At 68.5% G+C, this 20,583-nt stretch carries 17 protein-coding genes; 5 read left to right on the forward strand and 12 right to left on the reverse strand.

Annotated elements, in window-relative coordinates:
• Positions 1-4: 4 nt before the first annotated feature.
• Positions 5-2,854 carry a phosphoenolpyruvate carboxylase gene (ppc, locus tag AC3WOB_RS02555; RefSeq protein WP_492274074.1) on the reverse strand — a complete coding sequence of 950 codons (2,850 nt, stop codon included), beginning with the start codon at positions 2,852-2,854 and terminating at the stop codon, positions 5-7.
• A gap of 222 nt (positions 2,855-3,076) precedes the next feature.
• On the opposite strand from ppc, the gene queC reads away from it, so the two are divergent.
• Positions 3,077-3,796, forward strand: a complete 720-nt coding sequence (gene queC, locus AC3WOB_RS02560; protein WP_013396535.1) for a 7-cyano-7-deazaguanine synthase QueC — start codon at positions 3,077-3,079, stop codon at positions 3,794-3,796.
• Positions 3,797-3,866: 70 nt separating this feature from the next.
• Here the strand turns inward: queC and AC3WOB_RS02565 are convergent, their stop codons facing one another.
• Both AC3WOB_RS02565 and AC3WOB_RS02570 read right to left on the reverse strand, forming a co-directional pair.
• Positions 3,867-5,057 (reverse strand): MFS transporter, encoded by a 1,191-nt coding sequence (locus AC3WOB_RS02565; RefSeq protein WP_492274075.1) that lies wholly within the window; start codon positions 5,055-5,057, stop codon positions 3,867-3,869.
• Entirely contained in the window at positions 5,054-5,599 is a 546-nt protein-coding gene (locus AC3WOB_RS02570; RefSeq protein WP_492274076.1) for a GNAT family N-acetyltransferase, read from the reverse strand. The genes AC3WOB_RS02565 and AC3WOB_RS02570 overlap by 4 nt, the downstream gene beginning before the upstream one ends.
• Positions 5,600-5,713: 114 nt before the next feature.
• Here AC3WOB_RS02570 and AC3WOB_RS02575 point away from each other — a divergent pair, with 114 nt between their 5' ends.
• From AC3WOB_RS02575 to AC3WOB_RS02590, 4 genes are all read left to right on the forward strand, one after another.
• Positions 5,714-6,604: a LysR family transcriptional regulator gene (locus AC3WOB_RS02575; RefSeq protein WP_492274077.1), complete on the forward strand. Its 891-nt coding sequence runs from the start codon at positions 5,714-5,716 to the stop codon at positions 6,602-6,604.
• A 62-nt stretch (positions 6,605-6,666) separates the two neighbouring features.
• Positions 6,667-7,494 (forward strand): AraC family transcriptional regulator, encoded by an 828-nt coding sequence (locus AC3WOB_RS02580; protein ID WP_492274078.1) that lies wholly within the window; start codon positions 6,667-6,669, stop codon positions 7,492-7,494.
• Between the two features lie 107 nt (positions 7,495-7,601).
• Entirely contained in the window at positions 7,602-9,470 is a 1,869-nt protein-coding gene (ilvD, locus tag AC3WOB_RS02585; protein ID WP_013396530.1) for a dihydroxy-acid dehydratase, read from the forward strand.
• Between the two features lie 112 nt (positions 9,471-9,582).
• Positions 9,583-10,464 (forward strand): LysR substrate-binding domain-containing protein, encoded by an 882-nt coding sequence (locus AC3WOB_RS02590; RefSeq protein ID WP_492274079.1) that lies wholly within the window; start codon positions 9,583-9,585, stop codon positions 10,462-10,464.
• Between the two features lie 63 nt (positions 10,465-10,527).
• Here the strand turns inward: AC3WOB_RS02590 and lpdA are convergent, their stop codons facing one another.
• The 9 genes from lpdA to AC3WOB_RS02635 are packed head-to-tail and all read right to left on the reverse strand — an operon-like array spanning position 10,528 to position 20,450.
• The gene (gene lpdA / locus AC3WOB_RS02595) at positions 10,528-11,925 is read right to left on the reverse strand and encodes a dihydrolipoyl dehydrogenase (RefSeq protein WP_492274080.1); all 1,398 of its coding nucleotides are present in this window, start codon (positions 11,923-11,925) and stop codon (positions 10,528-10,530) included.
• An 8-nt stretch (positions 11,926-11,933) separates the two neighbouring features.
• Positions 11,934-13,238: a pyruvate dehydrogenase complex dihydrolipoamide acetyltransferase gene (locus tag AC3WOB_RS02600; protein WP_492274081.1), complete on the reverse strand. Its 1,305-nt coding sequence runs from the start codon at positions 13,236-13,238 to the stop codon at positions 11,934-11,936.
• Positions 13,239-13,248: 10 nt separating this feature from the next.
• Positions 13,249-13,740, reverse strand: a complete 492-nt coding sequence (locus tag AC3WOB_RS02605; RefSeq protein WP_013396526.1) for a VOC family protein — start codon at positions 13,738-13,740, stop codon at positions 13,249-13,251.
• On the reverse strand, positions 13,737-15,920 hold the full coding sequence (locus AC3WOB_RS02610) for an alpha-ketoacid dehydrogenase subunit alpha/beta (protein ID WP_492274082.1): 2,184 nt from the start codon (positions 15,918-15,920) through the stop codon (positions 13,737-13,739). Before AC3WOB_RS02610 ends, AC3WOB_RS02605 begins: the two co-directional genes overlap by 4 nt.
• 35 nt (positions 15,921-15,955) lie before the next feature.
• The gene (locus AC3WOB_RS02615) at positions 15,956-16,744 is read right to left on the reverse strand and encodes an SDR family NAD(P)-dependent oxidoreductase (protein ID WP_492274083.1); all 789 of its coding nucleotides are present in this window, start codon (positions 16,742-16,744) and stop codon (positions 15,956-15,958) included.
• A 34-nt stretch (positions 16,745-16,778) separates the two neighbouring features.
• On the reverse strand, positions 16,779-17,498 hold the full coding sequence (locus AC3WOB_RS02620; RefSeq protein WP_447062743.1) for an ABC transporter ATP-binding protein: 720 nt from the start codon (positions 17,496-17,498) through the stop codon (positions 16,779-16,781).
• Complete coding sequence (locus AC3WOB_RS02625; protein WP_492274084.1) at positions 17,495-18,247, reverse strand: ABC transporter ATP-binding protein; 753 nt, start codon at positions 18,245-18,247, stop codon at positions 17,495-17,497. The genes AC3WOB_RS02620 and AC3WOB_RS02625 overlap by 4 nt, the downstream gene beginning before the upstream one ends.
• Positions 18,244-19,512 (reverse strand): branched-chain amino acid ABC transporter permease, encoded by a 1,269-nt coding sequence (locus AC3WOB_RS02630; RefSeq protein WP_013396521.1) that lies wholly within the window; start codon positions 19,510-19,512, stop codon positions 18,244-18,246. Before AC3WOB_RS02630 ends, AC3WOB_RS02625 begins: the two co-directional genes overlap by 4 nt.
• On the reverse strand, positions 19,509-20,450 hold the full coding sequence (locus tag AC3WOB_RS02635; RefSeq protein ID WP_492274085.1) for a branched-chain amino acid ABC transporter permease: 942 nt from the start codon (positions 20,448-20,450) through the stop codon (positions 19,509-19,511). Before AC3WOB_RS02635 ends, AC3WOB_RS02630 begins: the two co-directional genes overlap by 4 nt.
• Positions 20,451-20,583 lie beyond the last annotated feature (133 nt).

The following is a 20,583-nucleotide window of genomic DNA, read 5'->3' on the forward strand; positions in this document are numbered from 1 at the left end:
TGCGCTAACCCGAGTTGCGCAGCCCCGCCGCAATCCCGTTGATGGTCAGGTGGATGGCGCGCTGCACGCGCTTGTCGACCTCGGCCTCGGGATGCTTCTGTGCCGCGCGGTGGCGGCGGATCAGATCGATCTGCAGGTAGTTGAGCGGATCGATGTAGGCGAAGCGCTCGCGCAGCGAGGCCTGCAGCGTGGGGTTGTCGGCCAGCAGCTCGCGCTGGGTCAGCAGCTTGAGCATGGCCAGCGTGCGGCCATGCTCGGCGCTGATGGCGCCGAAGATGCGTTCGCGCAAGCCGCGTTGCGGCACCAGCTGCGCGTAGCGCGCGGCAATCGCCAGGTCGGACTTGGCCAGCACCATTTCCATGTTGGACAGCAGCGTGCGGAACGCGGGCCAGTCGCGCGCCATTTCGCGCAGCTGGGCCAGGCGGCCGCGGCGCGAGCGGGGCGCATCGGGTGCGCCGGTTTCCAGATAGGCCTCGATGGCCGAGCCCATGCCGTACCAGCCGGTCAGCATCAGGCGGCATTGCGCCCAGGAAAAGCCCCAGGGGATGGCGCGCAGGTCTTCGATGTGCTGGCCCTTCTTGCGCGAGGCGGGCCGCGAGCCGATGTTCAGGCCGGCGATTTCGCTGATGGGCGTGGCGGCGAAGAAATAGTCGGCGAAGCGTGGGGTGTCGTAGACCAGGCCGCGGTAGGTGCGCTGCGCGGTATCCGACATGAACGACATGGCGGGGCCGTGCTGGGCCATGTGCGCGTCTTCCGCGCTGGTGGCCTCGGCGCGCGGCGCCAGGCTGGATTCCAGCACGGCGGCGACCAGGAGTTCCAGGTGCCAGCGGCCGACCTCGGCGTCCTTGTACTTGCTCTGGATGACTTCGCCCTGCTCGGTCAGGCGGATCTGGCCGGCCACGGTGCCTGGGGGCTGCGCCAGGATGGCATCGAAGCTGGAGCCGCCGCCGCGGCCCACCGAACCGCCGCGGCCGTGGAACAGGCGCAGGCGCACGTTGCGGGCCGAGAACACGTCGACCAGCGCGCGTTCGGCCTGGTACAGCGACCAGTTGGACGTGAGGAAGCCGCCGTCCTTGTTGCTGTCCGAATAGCCCAGCATGACTTCCTGCGCGCCGTTCTGCGCCAGCTTCACGCGCTGGCGGATTTCTGGCAGGTCCAGCCAGGCGGCCATGATGTCGGCGCCGCGTTCCAAGTCGGGGATGGTCTCGAACAGCGGCACGACCATCAGGCCGTCTTCGGGCTGGATGTCCTGGCCGGCGGGGGCGATGAGGCCGGCTTCCTTCTGCAGCACCATGACTTCGAGCAGGTCGCTCAGCGTTTCGGTGTGCGACACGATGGTCTGGCGCACGGCCTGCTTACCGTAGCGCGCGCGGCCGGCGGCGGCGGCGCGCAGCACCGCGAGTTCACGCGTGGTGTCTTCGCTGTAGGCGATCCAGGGCGAGGCCAGCGGACGCGCCTGCGCCAGTTCGGCGCGCAGCAGTTCGACGCGTTCCTCTTCGGTCAGCGCCAGGTAGTCCAGCGGCTTGCCGTTGCGCTGGGTGCCGGCGAGGGCGAACAGTTCGGCCAGCGCGCGCTCGTGCACGTCGGAGCTTTGGCGCAGGTCCACCGTGGCCAGATGGAAGCCGAACACTTCCACGGCCTGCTGCAGTCCTGCCAGGCGCAGCTTGCCGATGGGGGCGCCGTGGTGGGCGGCCAGCGAGGCGGCGATCACGGCCAGGTCTGCGGACAGTTCTTCCGGCCGTTCGTAGGCGCTGGCGGCGACGGTGCTGCGCCGCGCCAGGTTCTGGCCCGTCAGGCGCTGCGCGGTGGCGGCCAGGCGGGCGTAGACGCCGACCAGCGCGCGGCGGTACGGTTCGTCGCGGCGGTGGGGCGAGTCGTCGCCGCTGGCCTCGGCCAGCGCCAGCAGTTCGGCGTCGACGCCGATCAGCAGGGTGGTGACGGACAGTTCCGCGCCCAGCGCGTGGACCTCTTGCAGATAGTGCTCGAACAGCACGGTGGCCTGGCGCAGCAGCGCGCGTTCGAGGGTGCTGGCGTCGACGTTGGGGTTGCCGTCGCGGTCGCCGCCGATCCAGCTGCCCATGCGCAGGAACGGCTCCAGCGGCGCGGGCGGTGCGGCGAACGGTTTGGCGGATTCGCGGGTCAACAGCTTGGACAGGTCGCCGTACACGCGGGGTATGACTTGCAGGAAGGTGCTGCGGTAGTACGACAGCGCGTTCTCGATTTCGTCGGCGACCGTCAAGCGCGTGTAGCGCAGCATGCGGGTCTGCCACAGCGTGGCCACGCGGCCCAGCAGGGACGCGTCCAGGTCGGCCAGCTCGTCCGGGGTGAGGGTGCCCTCGCGCTGGATCAGCGCGGCGGCGATCTCGCGATGCACGTCCAGCGTGCTCTTGCGCTGCACTTCGGTGGGGTGCGCGGTCAGCACCGGCATCACGCAGGCCTCCGCCAGCAGGCGGCGGATGCGCGCCACGCCGACGCCCTGGCGGCCCAGGGTCTGCACGGCTTCGCGCAGGCTGCCGCGCTCCGGCGCGTCGCTGGCGATGGCGCGGGCGCGCTGACGGCGGTTCTGGTCGCGGTCTTCGGCGATATTGGAAAGATGCAGGAAGTAGCTGAAGGCGCGCGCCACCGAGTTGGGGTCGCTGCCTTGCAGGCGCTTGACGCGTTGTTCCAGCAGCTTGCCGTCGGCGTCGTTGCCTTCGCGACGGAATTTCACGGCCGTGCGGCGCAGGGTTTCGATGGTGTCGAAAACGCGTTTGCCCTCGCATTCTTCGATGACGGTGCCCAGTAATCGGCCTAACAGCCGGATATCGTGACGCAAGGGTTCTGCTGAATCGGACTGCGGGCGCATGGCATTCATCTGGCGGGGATCCGTCGAGGCTGCTGAGAGAGGGGAAGAGGCGGGAAAGAAGGGGCGTTGCAGGAAAACCGGAAAAAAGAATCAGGAAGATTTTACGCAGACTTTTAACGGCGACCGCCTGGGGCGCTTTAAAGTCCGCCAGCAGCGTGTTTACACTAAAGGCTGGCTGTTCCCTGTCCGTACAAGCCTGCCGTCCCTTCGTCTTTCCAGAAGCCCCCTTTTATGCAAAATCATCAACGTCGCGCGCTCGTGCTGTTTTCGGGCGGCCAGGATTCCACCACTTGCCTGGCCTGGGCGCTGGAGCGCTATGCCCATGTGGAAACCGTGGCGTTCGATTATGGCCAGCGGCACCACATCGAATTGAGCGCGCGCCTGAATGTGCTGCGCGACATCCGCAACAACTTTCCCGACTGGGCGCCGCGCCTGGGCGAGGACCATCTGCTGGACCTGAAGGTGCTGGGCCAGGTGGGCGACACCGCCATGACCAGCGACCGCGCCATCGAGATGCAGGCCAACGGCCTGCCCAATACCTTCGTGCCCGGCCGCAACCTGCTGTTCCTGACTTTGGCCGCCGCGCTGGGCTATCGCCGCCAGTTGGACGTGCTGGTGGGCGGCATGTGCGAAACCGATTTCTCCGGCTATCCCGATTGCCGCGACGACACCATCAAGGCGCAGCAGGTGGCGCTGGGCCTGGGCCTGGGGTCCAGGGTCACGATCGAGACGCCGCTGATGTGGATCGACAAGTCCGAAACCTGGGCGCTGGCGCATCAACTGGGCGGCGACGCGCTGGTGGAAACCATCGTCGAGGAAAGCCATACCTGCTACCTGGGCGAACGCGGCGCGCGCCATGACTGGGGCTATGGCTGCGGCGAATGCCCCGCCTGCAAGCTCAGGAAAATCGGCTGGGAAAAATGGGTGGTGGCTTCCGCCGCCGAAGGCTAGGACTCGGCGGCTCCGGGCACCGCGCGCCGTGGCGCGGCGGATACCGGGAGCGGATCGCGCGGCCGGCGCTTCAGGCGAATGCCGCGCGCGTCCTTCGTATGAACTTCCACCGCAGCGCGAACGCCGCCGCGCAGATCGCCGCGGCCAGTCCCAGCGACAGCGCCATCGCGCCGCGCGCGCCGTGGCTGTCCACGATGTAGGCATAGGCCACCGGCGAGGCGGCGGTGAGCAGGAAGCTGGGGATCAGCAGCGAGCCGACCAGCGTGCCATAGCTGCGGAAGTCGAACAGCGCCAGCGGCAAGGTGCCGCGGGTAATGGTCAAGAGGCCGTTGCAGGCGCCATAAAGCAGCGCATAGGCAGCGGTGGCGTAGAGGTTGCCGCCGGACAGCAGCGCTAGCAGAAAGCAAAGCGGCAAGATCGCGCACACCGCCAGCGTCAGCGTCAGCGGATGCAGGCGCGAGCCCAGCGCCACGTCGGCCAGGCGCGCCGCGAACTGGCCGACGCCCCACAGCGCCGCCACGCTGACCGCGGCGGCCGCGGCCAGGCCCAGGCCCGACAACAGCGAAATCAGATGGGCCGCATTGCCCGCTGCCAGGAAGTTGGTCAGCATCGCGATCAAGGCGTACAGTGCGCCCGCCAGCCGGCGCTCGGCGGCGTTGCGCGTGAGGCCGGCGGAAATCGGGTCCTTGCCGCCTGCTGCTGCGGTGTAGCGTTCGCGCGGCAGCGCCAGGTACAGCGGCACTGTGGCCAGCGCCAGGCCGGCATAGGCCAGCACCGCGCCGCGCCAGCCCAGCCAGCCTGACAGCGCATGGCCCACCGGCCACATCACCGTGGACGCGAGCCCGCCGAACAGCGTGATCTGCGACATGGGTCGGCGTGCCGAGGGGCCGGCCGCGCGCGCCAGCGAGGCGAAAGCCGCGTCGTACAGGCATAGCCGCATGCCCACGCCCAGCACGGCCCAGGCCAGGAAGTACAGAGGGATGCCGTGCGCCATCGACAGGCCCGCGCAGCCCAGCGCGCCCAGCACCGCGCCCACGGGCATGACGCGGTGGCCGCCCCAGCGGTCCACGGCCGCGCCGGCCAGCGGCGACACCATGGCCATCACTACGATGGCCGCTGAAAAACCGCCGTAGACCGTGGCGGCGTTCCAGCCCAGGTCGGCGGCGATGGCCGGCCCCAGGGCGCCGATCAGGTAATACATCACGCCCCAGCCGACCAGTTGCGTCAGCCCCAGGCAGACGATGGCGCGCGGCGCGATCACGGCCGTTGCGGCGGCGTGGCGTCGCCTTCGCCCAGCGCGCGCTGCATCAGCACGGTATCGCGCCATTCGCCATGCTTGTGTCCCACCGAGCGCAAGGTGCCGGCGGGATGGAAGCCCTGGCTGGCGTGCAGCGCCAGGGAAGCGGCGTTGCGGCTGTCGCCCACCACGGCCAGCATCTGGCGCCAGCCGGCGGCGGTGCAGCGCTCGATCAGCGCGGCCAGCAGCTTGCCGCCTATGCCCAGGCCGGAGCGGCCCGCCTTCACGTACACCGAGTCCTCCACCGTGTGCCGGTAGGCCGGGCGCGGGCGGTACGGGGTGACGTAGGCGTAGCCCACCACCTCGCCGTTGATCTCTGCGACCAGATACGGCATTTCCTTTTCCAGCACGGCGGCGCGGCGCTGGCGCATGTCCTGGATGGACGGCGGATCCAATTCGAACGAGGCCGCGCCGTGCTGCACATGGTGCGCGTAGATGGTCTTGATGGCGGGAAGATCGGCTTCCGCGCTGTCGCGGATGAGGATGGTGGGGGCGGGGGACGACATGAGCAGGCCGTGGCAATGGGAGTGAAGAAACAAGCCGCCAGTGTCGCGCAAGCTTATTTATTAATAAAGCTTTGGTCTATTATGATTTTCATAAATAAAACTTTGGATAGAGCGATGCGCGGCCTCAACCTGGACCATCTGCGCACCTTTGCGCTGGTGATCGAACTGGGCAGTTTTTCCGCCGCCGCGGAGCGGGGCGGCGTGACCCAGCCCGCCGTCAGCCTGCAGATCCGTCAGCTGGAGCGGCGCTTCGGCCTGAAATTGGTGGAACGCATCGGCCGCCGCGCCGGCCCGACCGCGGCCGGGCTGGAACTGCTGGAGCACGTGCGGGTCATCGACGCCGCGCTGGGGCAGGCGGAACTTGCCATGACCGCGCATGCGTCCCAGGTGTCCGGCCGGGTGCGCCTGGGCACCGGCGCCACCGCCTGCACCTATCTGCTGCCGCCTATCCTGGCTGACCTGCGGCGCCGCTTTCCCGCCTTGGACATCGTGGCGAGCACCGGCAACACAGCCGACATGCTGCGCGGACTGGAGAACAACACGCTGGACATCGGCCTGGTCACCTTGCCCGCGCCGGGACGCATGTTCCAGGTTACGCCGGTGCTGGAGGACGAGTTCGTGGCGATCTTTCCCGCCCGCGATGCGGCCGCCATTCCCGCCGCCGCCACGCCGCAGGCGCTGGCGCAGCTGCCGCTGGTGCTGTTCGAGCCCGGCGCGCGCACCCGCCGTCTGGTGGACGACTGGTTCGAGGAAGCCGGCGTGGCCGCCAAGCCCGTGATGGAACTGGGCAGCACCGAGGCCATGAAGGAGATCGTGGCCGCCGGCTTGGGCTGCGCCATCCTGCCCAGGCTGGCGGTGTCGGGCGCGGGCCGGCGCCAGGCGCTGGAAGTGCGGTCGCTTGCGCCACGGCTGTCGCGCAGCCTGGCCATCGTGCTGCGGCGGGACAAACCCCTCAGCCGGGGCCTGCGGCACTTGCAGGAGTCATTGCTGGCGCTGCGCGGGTGAAGTCCGGGTGTGGGTACACTGGCCAGACCATCCCACGCCATTTCAATCGCAATCGTCGCAAAATGGACAAGCCCGACCCCGCGGCCCGCACCCGCGCGCCCTATAAGCCCGCAGATCTGGACCTGTTTCCCTATGAATCCTCGCGCCGGCCCGTGGCCGGGCTGGCGGTGGACTACGAAGATGGCCACCGCGTCCGCCGCCACCGTCACCGCCGCGCCCAGCTGCTTTATGCGATCTCCGGCGTGATGGTGGTGGATACCGACGCCGGCATCTGGGTGGTGCCGCCCACGCGCGGCGTCTGGGTGCCGGCCTGGGTCTCGCACGGCCTGCGCATGAGCGGCGAGCCGCGCATGCGCACGGTCTTCGTGGAGCCGGGCGCGGCCGCCCATCTGCCGGCGGAATGTTGCGTGCTGTCGATTTCTCCCTTGCTGCGGGAGCTGATGGTGGCGGCGGCCGAAGTGCCGCTGGACTGGGCGCCCGACACGCGCGACGGCCGGCTGATGATGTTGCTGCTGGATGAGCTGCGCCAGGAGCCGGTGTTGCCGCTGCACCTGCCGCAGCCATCCGAGCCCCGCCTGGCCCGCATCTGCCGCGCCATCGTGCGCCATCCGGAACGCCAGGATGGCGCGGCCGACTGGGCGCGCGCGCTGGGGGTGGACCCGAAGACCGTGCACCGCCTGTTCCTGCGGCACACCGGCATGACCTTCGGCCGCTGGCGCCAGCAGGCGCGGCTCTTGGCGGCGATGGAGCGGCTGGCGCGCGGCGAGCGCGTGCTGGAGGTGGCGCTGGACCTGGGTTACGAAAGCCCCAGCGCCTTCGCAGCCATGTTCCGCAAGGCCGTGGGCGAGCCGCCCAGCGTCTTCGCGGCCCGCGGCATGGCGTCCGCCTGATGGCCGCTGCGGCGTCCCGGGCGCGGCCGGCGGACGGACGGGTCCGGAACCAGCGTATTATTTAACGTTTTGCCGCCTACGCTAACAGCTACAGCCCGAGACAAACCATGCCGCACTACCGCTCCCGCACATCGACCCACGGCCGCAATATGGCCGGCGCCCGCGCCCTGTGGCGCGCCACAGGCATGAAGGACGACGACTTCGGCAAGCCGATCATCGCGGTAGTGAACTCGTTCACGCAGTTCGTGCCGGGCCACGTGCACCTGCGCGACCTGGGGGCGCTGGTCGCCAAGGAAATCGAAGCCGCGGGCGGCGTCGCCAAGGAATTCAACACCATCGCCGTGGACGACGGCATCGCCATGGGCCACGGCGGCATGCTGTATTCGCTACCCTCGCGCGAACTGATCGCCGACTCGGTCGAATACATGGTCAACGCGCATTGCGCCGACGCCATGGTCTGCATCTCGAACTGCGACAAGATCACCCCGGGGATGCTGATGGCCGCCATGCGCCTGAACATCCCGGTGGTGTTCGTGTCGGGCGGCCCGATGGAAGCGGGCAAGGTCAAGTCGCCCACCGACGGCAAGGTCATCGCCAAGATCGACCTGATCGACGCCATGATCAAGGCCGCCGACCCCAAGGTGTCGGATGCCGAAGTGGCTGAAGTCGAACGCAGCGCCTGCCCGACCTGCGGCTCCTGTTCCGGCATGTTCACCGCCAACTCGATGAACTGTCTGACCGAAGCCATCGGCCTGGCCCTGCCGGGCAACGGCACCATCGTCGCCACGCACGCCTGGCGCAAGGGCTTGTTCGAGCAGGCCGGCCGCCTGGTGGTGGATCTGTGCCGCCGCTATTACCAGGAAGAGGACGAGTCGGTCCTGCCGCGCAGCATCGCCACCAAGAGCGCGTTCCAGAACGCCATGGCGCTGGACGTGGCCATGGGCGGTTCGACCAACACGGTGTTGCACCTGTTGGCCGCGGCGCAGGAAGCCGGCGTGGATTTCACCATGGCCGACATCGACCGCATTTCGCGCAAGGTGCCGTGCCTGTGCAAGGCGGCGCCCGCCACCGACAAGTACCACATCGAAGACGTGCATCGCGCCGGCGGCATCCTGGGCATCCTGGGTGAACTGGCGCGCGCGGACCTGCTGGACCTGTCCTGCGGCAACGTGCACAGCGGCACGCTGGGCAATGCGATCAAGCAATGGGACGTGGCCGGCGGCGCCGGAGAGGAAGCGCAAAAGTTCTACCGCGCGGCGCCTGGGGGCATCCCGACCACGGTGGCCTTCAGCCAGGACGCAACCTTCCTGACGCTGGACACCGACCGCAAGACCGGCTGCATCCGCAGCAAGGAAAGCGCCTATTCCAAGGACGGCGGCCTGGCCGTGCTGTACGGCAACCTGGCTGAGAAGGGCTGCATCGTGAAGACGGCCGGCGTGGACGAGTCGCAATGGGTCTTCACCGGCCGCGCGCGCGTCTTCGAAAGCCAGGACGACGCCGTGGAAGGCATTCTGGGCGACAAGATCGTCGCGGGCGACGTGGTGGTGATCCGCTACGAAGGCCCGAAGGGCGGCCCGGGCATGCAGGAAATGCTGTACCCCACGTCGTACCTGAAGTCCAAGGGCCTGGGCAAGACCTGCGCGCTGTTCACCGATGGCCGCTTCTCGGGCGGTTCGTCGGGCCTGGTGATCGGCCACGCTTCGCCGGAAGCGGCGGAAGGCGGCACGATCGGGCTGGTGGAAGAGGGCGATGTGATCGAGATCGATATCCCGAACCGCAAGATGCATCTGGCGGTGTCGGACGAGGAACTGGCGCGCCGCCGCGCGGCGATGGATGCTCGTGCTGATGGCTGGGAGCCGGTGGGACGCGAACGTGTCGTGTCGCAGGCGCTGCAGGCCTATGCGGCCCTGGCGACGTCGGCGGATCGCGGCGCGGTGCGGGATTTGTCGCAGCTGAAGCAGAAGGGCAAGCGCTGATTCTCGCTTGCTGATGCATGAGAAGGGCGGCGCTTTCAGGCGCCGCTTTTTTTTCGCTTCATTCAGGGCTGTTGCCCTCTATACAATCGATCCACAAACCAAGGAGCCAGCCATGTCCCTGAACTCAGACGCGCTGCGGCTCTTCCTGGGCGTAGTGGACGCGGGATCCCTCAGCGCCGCCGCAGAACTGCTGGGCCACACTGCCTCGGGCGTCAGCCGGGGCCTGTCGCGTCTGGAGGAAGAACTCGGCGTTACGCTGCTCAACCGCACCACCCGGCGCATGGACCTGACCGAAGAGGGCAAGCATTTTCTCCCCAAGGCCAGGCACATCGTCGCGTCGCTGGACGAAGCCGAGGACTGCATGCGCATGGTGCATCAGCGTCCGGCGGGCCGCTTGCGGGTGGATGCGTCGGTGCCGGTCATGCTGCATTGCGTGGTGCCGCTGGTGGCGGAGTTCCGGCGCGAGTATCCGGCGATCACGCTCGAGCTCACCAGCAATGACCGCATCGTCGACCTCATGGAACATCGCACCGACGTGGCGCTGCGCATGGGGCCGCTGACGGACTCCACCCTGCACGCGCGCCCGCTGCGGCCGTCGCCGCGCTGGGTGATGGCCAGTCCGGACTACATCGCCCGGCGCGGCGCGCCGGAGACGGTGGAGGATTTGGCCGCGCACGAGGTGCTGGGCTTCACCCAGCCCGAAAGCCTCAACGTCTGGCCCTTGCGCCACGCCGGCGGATCCAGCTATCTGGCGATGCCGACGCTGGCGACTTCCAGCGGCGAAACGCAGCGGCAACTGGCGGTGCGCGGCGTGGGCATCGCCTGCCTTTCCGACTTTGTGGTGCGCGAGGACGTCAAGGCCGGCAGGCTGGTGAAGTTGATGGAGGCCGCGCACACGGACTACCTGCAGCCCATGCACGCGGTGTATTACCGCAACACGCAGCTGTCGCGCCGTATAGCCTGTTTCCTGGACTTCCTGGCGGCGCGGATCTGAGTCCGCGCCGCGTGGCGGTTTGCGCCTGCGACCTGCGCAAGCAGGCCCCGGGGCAGGCAGGTCCTAGGCGTGCAAGGCGCGGCCAAACGCCGACAGCACCGATTCGTGCAGCGTTTCCGACAGGGTCGGGTGCGCGAATACCGTGTGCATCAGGTCTTCCTCGGTGGCCTCCAGCGAAGCCGCCACGCCGTAGCCCGTGATCAGCTCGGACGCTTCGGGGTGGATGATGTGCGCGCCCAGCAGCTCGCCGCTCTTGGCGTCGAACACCGTCTTCACCAGCCCCTGGTCCTCGCCCATGGCGATCGCCTTGCCGTTGCCGGCGAAGGTGAACTTGCCCACGCGGATGTCGCCGCCGGTCTTGGTGGCGTGTTCGCGGGCGCGGGCTTCGCTCATGCCGATGCTGGCGACCTGCGGATACGAATAGGTGCAGGCCGGAATGCGCAGCGGATCGATGGGATGCGCGGGCTTGCCGGCGATGGCTTCCACGCACAGCACGGCTTCGTGGCTGGCCTTGTGCGCAAGCCACGGCGCGCCGGCCACGTCGCCAATGGCGTAGACGCCGGGCTCGCCCGTGCGGCACAGGCCGTCGGTCACGATATGGGTCTTCTCGATTTTGACGCGGGTCTGCTCCAGGCCCAGGTTCTCGACGTTGCCGACGATGCCGGCGGCGACGATAACGCGGTCCACTTCCAGTTCGCTGCGCTTGCCTTGCTGATCCAGCGCCACTATCACGCCGGTTGCGGTCAACGAGGACGAAGTCACGGCGCACTGCGTCAGCACGCGTATGCCTTGCTTCTCGAAAGCCTTGCGAGCCAGCGCCGAGATTTCCGCGTCTTCCTGCGGCAGGATCTCCGCAGTCATGTCGATCAGCGTGACCTCCGCGCCCACGGCGCGGTAGAAACTGGCGAATTCCGCGCCGATGGCGCCGGCGCCCACCACCAGCAGCGACTTCGGGATCTCGGCCGGGACCAGCGCCTGGCGGTAGGCCCAGATCCGTTCGCCCAGGGGCAGCGCCGGCAGTTCGCGGGCGCGCGCGCCCGTGGCCAGGATGATGTGCTTGGCCGACAACGTGTTGCCGTTGTCCAGCGCCAGGCGGCCGCCGCCCGCCAGCTTGGCGCTGGCGGCGAACACGGTCACGCCGTTCTTCTTCATCAGGTGCGAGACGCCCTGGCCCAGGCGGCCCGCCACCTTGCGCGAACGCGCCACCATGGCGGCCAGGTCCGGGCGCGCTTCGCCCGCGCCCGCCACACCATAGTGAGCGGCCTCGCGGCAGGCGCGCAGCACGGTGGCGCTATGCAGCAGCGCCTTGGTGGGGATGCAGCCCCAGTTCAGGCAGATGCCGCCCAGTTCGGCGCGTTCCACCAGGGCGACCGACATGCCCAGTTGGGCCGCGCGGATGGCGGCGACGTAGCCGCCGGGGCCACCGCCCACCACGACGAGATCAAAGGTAGTCTTGGTCATGGCGGGGCTCACAACAGGATGCGCACGGGGTTTTCGATCAGCGTGCGGAAGGCGGCCAGCCAGCGCGCGCCCACCGCGCCGTCCACCACGCGGTGGTCTGCCGACAAGGTCACCGTCATGACGGTGGCGACGGCCAGTTGGCCTTCGCTGTCCACCACCGGGCGCTTCTCGGCCGCGCCCACCGCCAGGATGGCGGCCTGCGGGGGATTGATGATGGCAGCGAACTGGCTGATGCCGTACATGCCCAGGTTGCTCACGGTCAGCGAGCCGCCGGTGAATTCCTCGGGTTTCAGACGGTTGATCTTGGCGCGGCCGGCCAGTTCGACGATTTCACCCGCGATGGCGGACAAGGACTTCAGGTCCGCGTCGCGCACGATGGGCGTGACCAGGCCGCCATCGGTCGCCACCGCCACCGAGATGTCGGCGCCGGCGTGGTACTCGACGGCATCTTCATGCCAGCTGGCGTTCACTTCCGGCACTTCGCGCAGGGCCAGCGCCGCCGCGCGCACGATGAAGTCATTGACCGAGAGCTTTACCGAGCCGCCCTGGTTGGCTTGCGCGCGCAGGGCCAGCAGCGCGTCCATCCTGCAATCCACCGTCAGGTAGAAGTGCGGCACGTTCTGCTTGCTTTCCGTGAGGCGGCGGGCGATGGCGCGGCGCATGCCAGTGTGCGGGATGCGGCGTGCGGCTGGACGGCCGGCCAGCGGCGCGGTTGCGGCGGCCGGAGCGCGGTCGCGGGCCGCTTCCACGTCGCGGCGCACGATGCGGCCGTGCGGGCCGGTGCCGGTCACGCCCAGCAGGTCCACATGCCATTGCGCGGCCAGGCGGCGCGCCAGCGGGCTGGCGAACAGGCGTCCGCCAGGAACAGCTGCGGTGCCTGCGGCAGCGGGTGCCTGAGGCGCGGCTGCGGCGCTCGCAGAAGCCGAGGTGGCAGCGCTGCTGGCCGAAGCCAAAGCCGGGGCGGCGACAGGGGCCGGGCCAGCGCTGCCAGCAACAGCAGCCGCAGGTGTTGCCGCGGGCTGCGCGGCGCCGGCTACGGCCAGCGCGCAGTCGATAGCCGTAGCGTCTTCACCCTGGACCAGCAGCACGCCGATCACGGTGTTGACCGGCACCGAGGCCGCGCCGGCCTGGACCACGATGCGGCCCAGTACGCCGGCCTGCTCGGCATTGATTTCGACGATGGCCTTCTCGGTTTCGATTTCCGCCAGCGCCTCGCCCACGGCGACGGTGTCGCCTTCTTTCTTGAGCCACTGGTGCAGCGTGCCGCCCGAGGTGTCGGCCGCAACGGAGGGGAGCTTGATAAGGTGTGCCACGTTGTTCGTCCTATTCTGCGGCGCCGGCCAGGTCGGGCCGGTAGGTGGCGGGATCGTCGTATTCGACCAGTTCCAGCACATTGCCTTCGGGGTCGCGGAAGAACGCCAGCCAGGTGCCGGGGCGCACTTCCATCGGCGCCGGCTTGCTGTCGAACACCACGCCCTTCGCTTCCAGTCCGCGCACCACGCCGGGCAGGTCGCGCACGATGAAGGTCAGGTAAGTGGCGCCCTGGCGGTCCAGGATGGCCGCGCCGCGCGCGGCGGCCTCGGGCGCGGCGGCGGGCTGCAACAGCTTGATGCGTTCGCCATAGCTGGTCTGCAGCCGCGCCACGTCATAGCCGTGGCGTGTCAGACCGGTGGCCTGGGCCTTGTCGGCCGGCACGCTGACGCGGTTGACGAGTTTCAGGCCCACCACCTCGGTGTAGAAGGCCAGCAGCGCGTCCAGGTCGGCGCAGCAGATGCCAACTTCCATCGGCACGGTCATGTGCAGGGCTGTGCTCATGCCTGTTCTCCCATGTCGGCCAGCACGTCGGCCAGGCCGGCCATCACTTCCTCGGTATCGGCGAAGGCCGCGCGCTCCAGCACCTTGGAGATGCTGGGCGAGGCCTCGCCGCCGGTCACGCGCTTGACCGGCTGATCCAGCCAGTCGAAGTAGCGGCGCTGGATCTCGTCGGACAGCATGGCGCCGTAGGACGTGCCGCGCGCGCCTTGCTCCACGATCAGCACGTTGTTGGTCTTCATGATGCTGGCGCCGATGGTGTCCCAGTCCAGGCTGGCGCGGTCCAGCGTGCGCAGGTCGATGACCTCGGCGTCCACGCCCGCCGCTTCGGCGGCCTTGAGCGCGCGGCTGACCATGGACAGGTAGGTCAGGATGGTGACCTTGCCGCCCGCGCGGCGCACGCGAGCCTTGCCGAACGGAATGGCGTAGTCCAGGTCGTCGATCGGCACCTCGCCCGAGGACGCATACAGGTCGACGTGCTCGATCACCAGCACCGGGTCCTTGGAGGCCAGCGCGGTGTTCATCAGGCCCACGTATTCATAGGGAGTGGACGGCGCGACCACGCGCCAGCCGGGCGCGGTGGCGAAGATGCCAGCCGGATCCATGGAGTGCTGCGAGCCGTAGCCCGTGCCCATCGCGACCTTGGTGCGCAACACGAAGGGCACGTTGATGTCGCCGCCGAACATGTGGCGGGCCTTGCCGATCTGGTTGAAGATCTGGTCGGCCGCGACCCACATGAAGTCGGGGTACATGAATTCCACGATAGGCCGGTAGCGGCCGTCCATGGCCAGGCCGCCGCCCAGGCCGGCGAAGGCGTTCTCGGAAATGGGGGTGCCCAGCACGCGGTCGGGATACTTGTCCTTCAGGCCGCGGGTGGCGCCGTTGGTGCCGCCCTTCAGGCGGTGCACGTCTTCGCCCAGCACCACCACGCCGGCGTCGGTTTCCATGCGGCGGTCCAGCACGTCGGCCACCGCGTCCACGAACTTGCGCTCGGCGGACTGGCCGGCGTGGTCGGCGGCTTCCTGGTAGCGCAGGCCGGCCAGTTCCGAGCCGTCGCTGCGCAGGCCTACGTCGCGGAAGTCGGGACTGGGCCAGAGGTCGGCGCGCACGCGGCGCTTGCCGCCGTCGGCGGCTTCGGTCAGGCGGCCGGACACATCCTTCATCACGTCCTTGCAGCGCTGGCGCAGGGCGTCCACTTCGGCTTGCGTGATCAGCTTGCGGCCGATCATCTCTGTGGCGATCTTGTCCAGCGGATCGCGGCGGCGCCATTGCGATTCTTCATCCTTGCTGCGGTAGCCGAAGGCGCTACCGGGGAAGGGGCCGTTCTGGTGGAAAAAGCGGTACACGTCCACTTCGACGATGGTGGGACCGTTGCCGGCGCGCATGTGCGCCACGGCTTCGGACATGGCCAGGTGGACCGCCAGCGGATCCATGCCGTCCACCTTCCACGAGGGGATGTTGAAGGCCAGGCCGCGCGCCGACAGGCGCGGTTCGGCGGTGGACTCTTCCACCGTGGTGGACACGGCGTAGCGGTTGTTCTCGATGAAGAAGCACAGCGGCGTCTTCCAGGCCGCGGTCAGGTTCATGGTTTCCAGCACCGAGCCGATGTTCACCGCGCCGTCGCCGAAATAGGTCACGGCGACGCGGTCGGTGCCGGCGTGCTTGTGCGCCCAGCCCGCGCCGGCGGCCAGCGGCACGCCGCCGCCGACGATGGCGTTGGTGCCCAGCGCACCGGCTTCTAGCCAACGCAGGTGCATGCTGCCGCCGCGGCCGCGGCAATAGCCCTGGGCCAGGCCCATGATCTCGGCCAGCGTCTTCTGCAGGACCTCGTCGATGGCGGGCGTGAGCGGATTGCGCGGGTCCAGGCCCAGCGGCGCGACATGCTGCAGCGCCTTGGCCAGGAACTGGTGGTGGCCGCGGTGCGAACCGTTGATCTGGTCGCCGGCGCCCAGCGCCAGCACCGAGCCGACCGCGCCGCCTTCCTGGCCCACGGACGAATGCGCCGGGCCATGCACCAGGCCTTCGGCGGCCAGGTCCAGCACGGCCTCTTCAAAGGCGCGGATCCAGTGCAGCTGGGTCAGCATGGTGCCGAGCAGGGCGGGATCCGCCTGTTGCCAGTCCTTGGCGTCTACCGTCAGTTGCCGCCAGGGCGCCTGGGGCTCGAGCGGTTGGTGGGTGGCCATGAATGAATCTCCAGAGATGTGTATGTGTCTTGCGATTAGAGGTAGCTGTAGCGGCTCCAGCCGCCGTCGGCCACCAGGGTGTGTCCGTTGATGTAGCCGGCCTGGCGCGAGGCCAGGAACACCGCCAGGTCGGCCATTTCGGCCGGTTGCGCCAGGCGCCGCAGCGGCGTGCGCTGCTTGAGGCGTTCGGGGTCCAGGCGGCCGCGCGCGGCCAGGTCGCGCACCAGGTCCGTTTCCACGTAGCCCGGCGCCAACGCGTTGACGCGCACGCCCATCGGGCCCCATTCCACGGCCAGGGTCTCGGTCAGCAGCACCACCGCGCCCTTGGTGGCGCAGTAGGCGGCGCGGTCGGGCGCCGCCACCACGCCGTACATCGAGGCCAGGTTGATGATGGTGCCGACGCCGGCGGGCACCATGCGGCGGCCGGCGGCCTGGGCGCACAGGAACACGCCGGTCAGGTTGATGTCCACGGCGCGGCGCCATTCGTCCACGGTGACTTCCAGCGTGGGCTTGTTGGCCGAGACGCCCGCGTTATTGACCAGCACGTCGATGCGGCCCCAGGCCTGTTCGATCTGTGCGAAAGCCTGCTCGACGGCGTCAGCGTCGGTGACCGAGGCTTGCACGGCCAGCGCCTCGCCGCCCAGCGCGGCCAGGCCGGCGACGGCTTCATCCAGGGCGGCCGCGTCCATGTCCAGCAGCGCCACGCGCGCGCCTTGTCGCGCGAACGCCTGCGCCGTGGCCAGGCCTATGCCCTTGGCGCCGCCGGTGATGACGACGCTCTGGCCGCGCAGGTCGGGATGGATGACTTCGGGAGTTTGGTCCAAGATGTTTGCCTCTTAGCGATGTATTTGCCGGCGCTCAGACCGCCAGCCATTCCTGGACCACGTCCTGGCGCTCATGCAGCTGCGCGGGAGGTCCTTCGAAAACGATGCGGCCGTGGCCCATCACGCTGACGCGGGTGGAGACCTTCAGCGCGATGGTCAGCTTCTGTTCCACCAGCACCACGGACACGCCGCGCTTGTGGATGTCGCGGATCACGTCGGCGATCACTTCCACGATCTTCGGCGCCAGCCCTTCGGTGGGCTCGTCGATCAGCATGACCTTGGGGTTGCCCAAGAGCGAACGGCACATGGTCAGCATCTGCTGTTCGCCGCCGGACAGGTTGCCGGCCTTGGTGCCGCGGCGTTCCTTCAGGCGCGGGAAGTAGTCGAACATCTGCTCGGTCGACCAGTAGGGCGCGTCCTCGCGCTTGGGCTGCTCGCCCATGCGCAGGTTTTCGTCCACGGTCAGGTTGGCGAACACCTCGCGCTCTTCCGGCACGAAGCCCAGCCCGGCGCGGGCGATCTCGAAGGGGCGCTTGTTGGTGATGTCGCGGCCTTCAATGGCGATGCTGCCGCCGGTCACGTCCACCAGGCCCATGATGCTTTTCATGGTGGTGGAGCGGCCGGCGCCATTGCGGCCCAGCAGGCTCACGACTTCGCCGCGGCCCACGGTCAGGTCGATGCCGTGCAGGATGTGGCTCTTGCCGTAGTGGGCGTGCACGCCTTGCAGGCTCAGCAAGGGGGATTGCGTCGTCATACCGTTTCCTCTCCCAGGTAGGCTTCGCGCACACGGGCGTCGCCGCGGATGTCGGCCGGCGTGCCGGTGGCGAGGATTTCGCCGTAGACCAGCACGCTGATGCGGTCGGCCAGCGAGAACACCACCTGCATGTCATGCTCCACGATCAGCAGCGTGCAATCGCGGGTCACGTCCTTGATGAGTTCGACCGTGTAGTCCACCTCGTGCTGGGACATGCCCGCCATGGGCTCGTCCAGCAGGATGACCTTGGGGCGCGAGGCCAGCGTCATGCCGATTTCCAGCGAGCGCTGCTCCGAATAGTTCAGGTCGCCGGCGGCGGTGTCCTGCTTGGCGGTCAGGCGCACTTTTTCCAGCAGGCGGTCCACGTCTTCGTTGACGGCGCGGTTGCGGGCGATGGGACGCCAGAAGTTGTAGACCAGCCCATGCATGCGCAGCACCGCCAGCCGCAGGTTCTCGCGCACCGACAGGCGCGGGAACACGTTGGTGATCTGGAACGAGCGGGCCAGCCCCAGGCGGTTGATGCGTTCCGGCGGCAGGCCGCCGATAGAGCGCGCGCGCAGGCTGATGTCGCCCGACGTTGGCGCGAACGAGCCCGACATCAGGTGGAACAGGGTGGACTTGCCGGCGCCGTTCGGGCCGATGACGGCATGGCGCTCGCCGGCCTCGATCTTCAGGTTCACGCCGCGGATGATCTGTGCGTCGCCAAAGGACTTGCGCACGTCGGTCAGGGTCAGGATCTCGTGGCTCATTGTGCGGCCTCCAGCGCGGGAGCGGCTTGTTCGTCGTCGCGCCACAGGGCCAGCGCCCAGCGGCAGGCGGCCAGGCCCACGGCGAACAGCGCCAGCGGAATCAGCCAGGTCGATGGCGCCAGCGGCGCCCAGTCGTGGCCGAACAGCGGAATGTCGGGCCAGCCGGCCTCGGGGTTCATTGCCAACAGCGAGCGGTAGTCGCGGGCGAACATGCGTTGCAGCAGTTCCACCGTGAAAACCGTGGCGCAAGTCAGCAGCAGGCCGCCCGCCACCGAGACCGCCGCGCGCGGCAGCCAGTTGCCCAGGCCGCGTTCGCGCAGCGAGCGGGTGGCGCCCTGCACCAGGCCGACCAGGCCGTCCGGCACGAACAGCATCACCAGCACGAACAGGATGCCCTGGTACAGCAGCCAGGAGCGGGTGATATCGGCCAGCGTCTGCGACAGGAAGGTCAGGATGGAGGCGCCCAGCACCGGACCGAGGAAGGCGTTGACGCCGCCGATGTAGGCGAACAGCACCGCGTCGGTGGACAGCTTGACGTCGAACAGCACATAGTTGCCGGCCTCGATGTTCAGCGCCTGCAAGCCCCCGGCAATGCCGGCGAACATGGCCGACAGCGCGAACACCAGCGTCTTCAGCGTATGCGGGCGATAGCCCAGATAGCGCAGGCGGTTGGCGTTTTCACGCAGGCCCAGCGTCAAGCGGCCCAGCGGCGTGCGCGTCAGGCCATACAGCGCCGCCAGCGACACCAGCACCCAGGCCAGCACCAGGAAATAGACCTCGATGTCCGAACCGAAAGTAAAGCCCCAGGCCGGCATGCGCATGGCGGATACGCCCGCCTCGCCGCCGAACACGCCCTTGAGGTGCGGCGCCAACGCGTGCAGCAGTTCCGCCAGCGCCAGCGTGATCATGGCGAAGTACACGCCGGCGCGCATGGTGGCGAACCAGCCCGCTACCAGGCCGAACAGCAGGCCCGCCACGCCTCCAGCCAACGGCATCAAGGGCGTGGGCAGGAGTCCCGCACCGCCCAGCGCGTTCATGGCGTGGATGGTGGCGAAGGTGCCCACGCCGAAGTAGGCGGCGTGGCCGAAGGACAGCATGCCGCCCTGGCCGGCCAGCAGATTGAAGGCGCAGGCGAACAGCGCGGCGATCAGCATCTGCACCGCCGCCACCAGTTGGCCCGGGGGCAGCAGCCAGGGCAGCGCGCAGAGCGCGGCCACGCACAAGGCCAGGAGGAAGATTGTGGAAGCGCGGCGGGTCTGGCTCATGCCTGCTCTCCCTTCAGGCCCGAGGGCTTGACCAGCAACACCACCAGCATCAGCAGGAAGGGCAGGGTGGCCGCCAGGCTCGAGACCTTGACGGTCATCAGGCCGCCCACGCTCTCGGCCCATTCACCGGCGCCGAACAGGCCGAACAAGGACGCCAGGCTGGCGTCGATGCCCACCGAGAAAGAACTGATCAGGCCGATCAGCAGCGAGGCGATCATCGCGCCTTCGAGCGAGCCCAGGCCGCCCACCACCACCACCACGAACACCAGCACCCCCAATTCCAGCGCCATGTTCGGATTGGTGGTGTAGAAGGCGCCGGCCACCGCGCCGGCCAGGCCGGCCATGGCCGCGCCCACGCCGAACACGCTCATGAATACCAGCGGCACGTTATGGCCCAGCGCTTCAGCCATGCGCGGACGGTAGATGGCCGAGCGCACCACGATGCCCACGCGGGTGCGCGACAGCAGCAGATAGATCACGGCGAACATCGCCAGCGACACGCCGCCCATCAGCAGGCGGTAGAACGGATAATCCGCGTCGAACACGCGGAAGGCCGCGAAGTTGAGGAACTGCGGCACGCGGTAGTCGACCGGAAAGTCGCCGTAGAACAGCTTGATCAGCTCGGCCACAATGAAGGCCAGGCCAAAGGTCACCAGCAGTTCCTGCGCGTGGCCGAACTTGTGGACGCGGCGCAGGAAGTAGCGCTCCACGCCCATGCCGAGCACGCCGGCGATGACGGTGGCCAGGACCAGCGCGGCCCAGAAGCCGGTGACGGGCGTCAGGGTGTAGGCGGCATACGCGCCTATCATGTAGAACGAGGCGTGCGCGAAGTTGAGCACGCCCATCATGCCGAAAATCAGTGTCAGGCCTGCCGACACCATGAATAGCAGCAGGCCGTAAATCACGCCGTTCAACAGCGAGACGGTAAAGTATTCCATGTCCGCTCCAGGATTCTTGCGCTAAGACGACGGACGTCTTGCGAGCGAGTGCGCACCGAGGTTTTTCCGGCCCGCGCCGGGGGTGCGCTTATTGATCTGCGACGAAGGCTGATGAGGAAGCGCGTCCGGAGCG

It is taken from the genome of Achromobacter sp. FW305-C-30-7 (assembly GCF_058783105.1).

What these genes read in the sequence shown, in the direction of transcription:
- AC3WOB_RS02635 (WP_492274085.1), bottom strand. Translation starts at nt 20,450, where the DNA reads ATGGAATACTTTACCGTCTCGCTGTTGAACGGCGTGATTTACGGCCTG.
- lpdA (WP_492274080.1), bottom strand. Translation starts at nt 11,925, where the DNA reads ATGACCAAGACTACCTTTGATCTCGTCGTGGTGGGCGGTGGCCCCGGC.
- AC3WOB_RS02580 (WP_492274078.1), top strand. Translation starts at nt 6,667, where the DNA reads ATGGACAAGCCCGACCCCGCGGCCCGCACCCGCGCGCCCTATAAGCCC.
- AC3WOB_RS02570 (WP_492274076.1), bottom strand. Translation starts at nt 5,599, where the DNA reads ATGTCGTCCCCCGCCCCCACCATCCTCATCCGCGACAGCGCGGAAGCC.
- AC3WOB_RS02625 (WP_492274084.1), bottom strand. Translation starts at nt 18,247, where the DNA reads ATGAGCCACGAGATCCTGACCCTGACCGACGTGCGCAAGTCCTTTGGC.
- AC3WOB_RS02610 (WP_492274082.1), bottom strand. Translation starts at nt 15,920, where the DNA reads ATGGCCACCCACCAACCGCTCGAGCCCCAGGCGCCCTGGCGGCAACTG.
- AC3WOB_RS02605 (WP_013396526.1), bottom strand. Translation starts at nt 13,740, where the DNA reads ATGAGCACAGCCCTGCACATGACCGTGCCGATGGAAGTTGGCATCTGC.
- AC3WOB_RS02620 (WP_447062743.1), bottom strand. Translation starts at nt 17,498, where the DNA reads ATGACGACGCAATCCCCCTTGCTGAGCCTGCAAGGCGTGCACGCCCAC.
- AC3WOB_RS02575 (WP_492274077.1), top strand. Translation starts at nt 5,714, where the DNA reads ATGCGCGGCCTCAACCTGGACCATCTGCGCACCTTTGCGCTGGTGATC.
- AC3WOB_RS02630 (WP_013396521.1), bottom strand. Translation starts at nt 19,512, where the DNA reads ATGAGCCAGACCCGCCGCGCTTCCACAATCTTCCTCCTGGCCTTGTGC.
- ilvD (WP_013396530.1), top strand. Translation starts at nt 7,602, where the DNA reads ATGCCGCACTACCGCTCCCGCACATCGACCCACGGCCGCAATATGGCC.
- ppc (WP_492274074.1), bottom strand. Translation starts at nt 2,854, where the DNA reads ATGAATGCCATGCGCCCGCAGTCCGATTCAGCAGAACCCTTGCGTCAC.
- AC3WOB_RS02590 (WP_492274079.1), top strand. Translation starts at nt 9,583, where the DNA reads ATGTCCCTGAACTCAGACGCGCTGCGGCTCTTCCTGGGCGTAGTGGAC.
- queC (WP_013396535.1), top strand. Translation starts at nt 3,077, where the DNA reads ATGCAAAATCATCAACGTCGCGCGCTCGTGCTGTTTTCGGGCGGCCAG.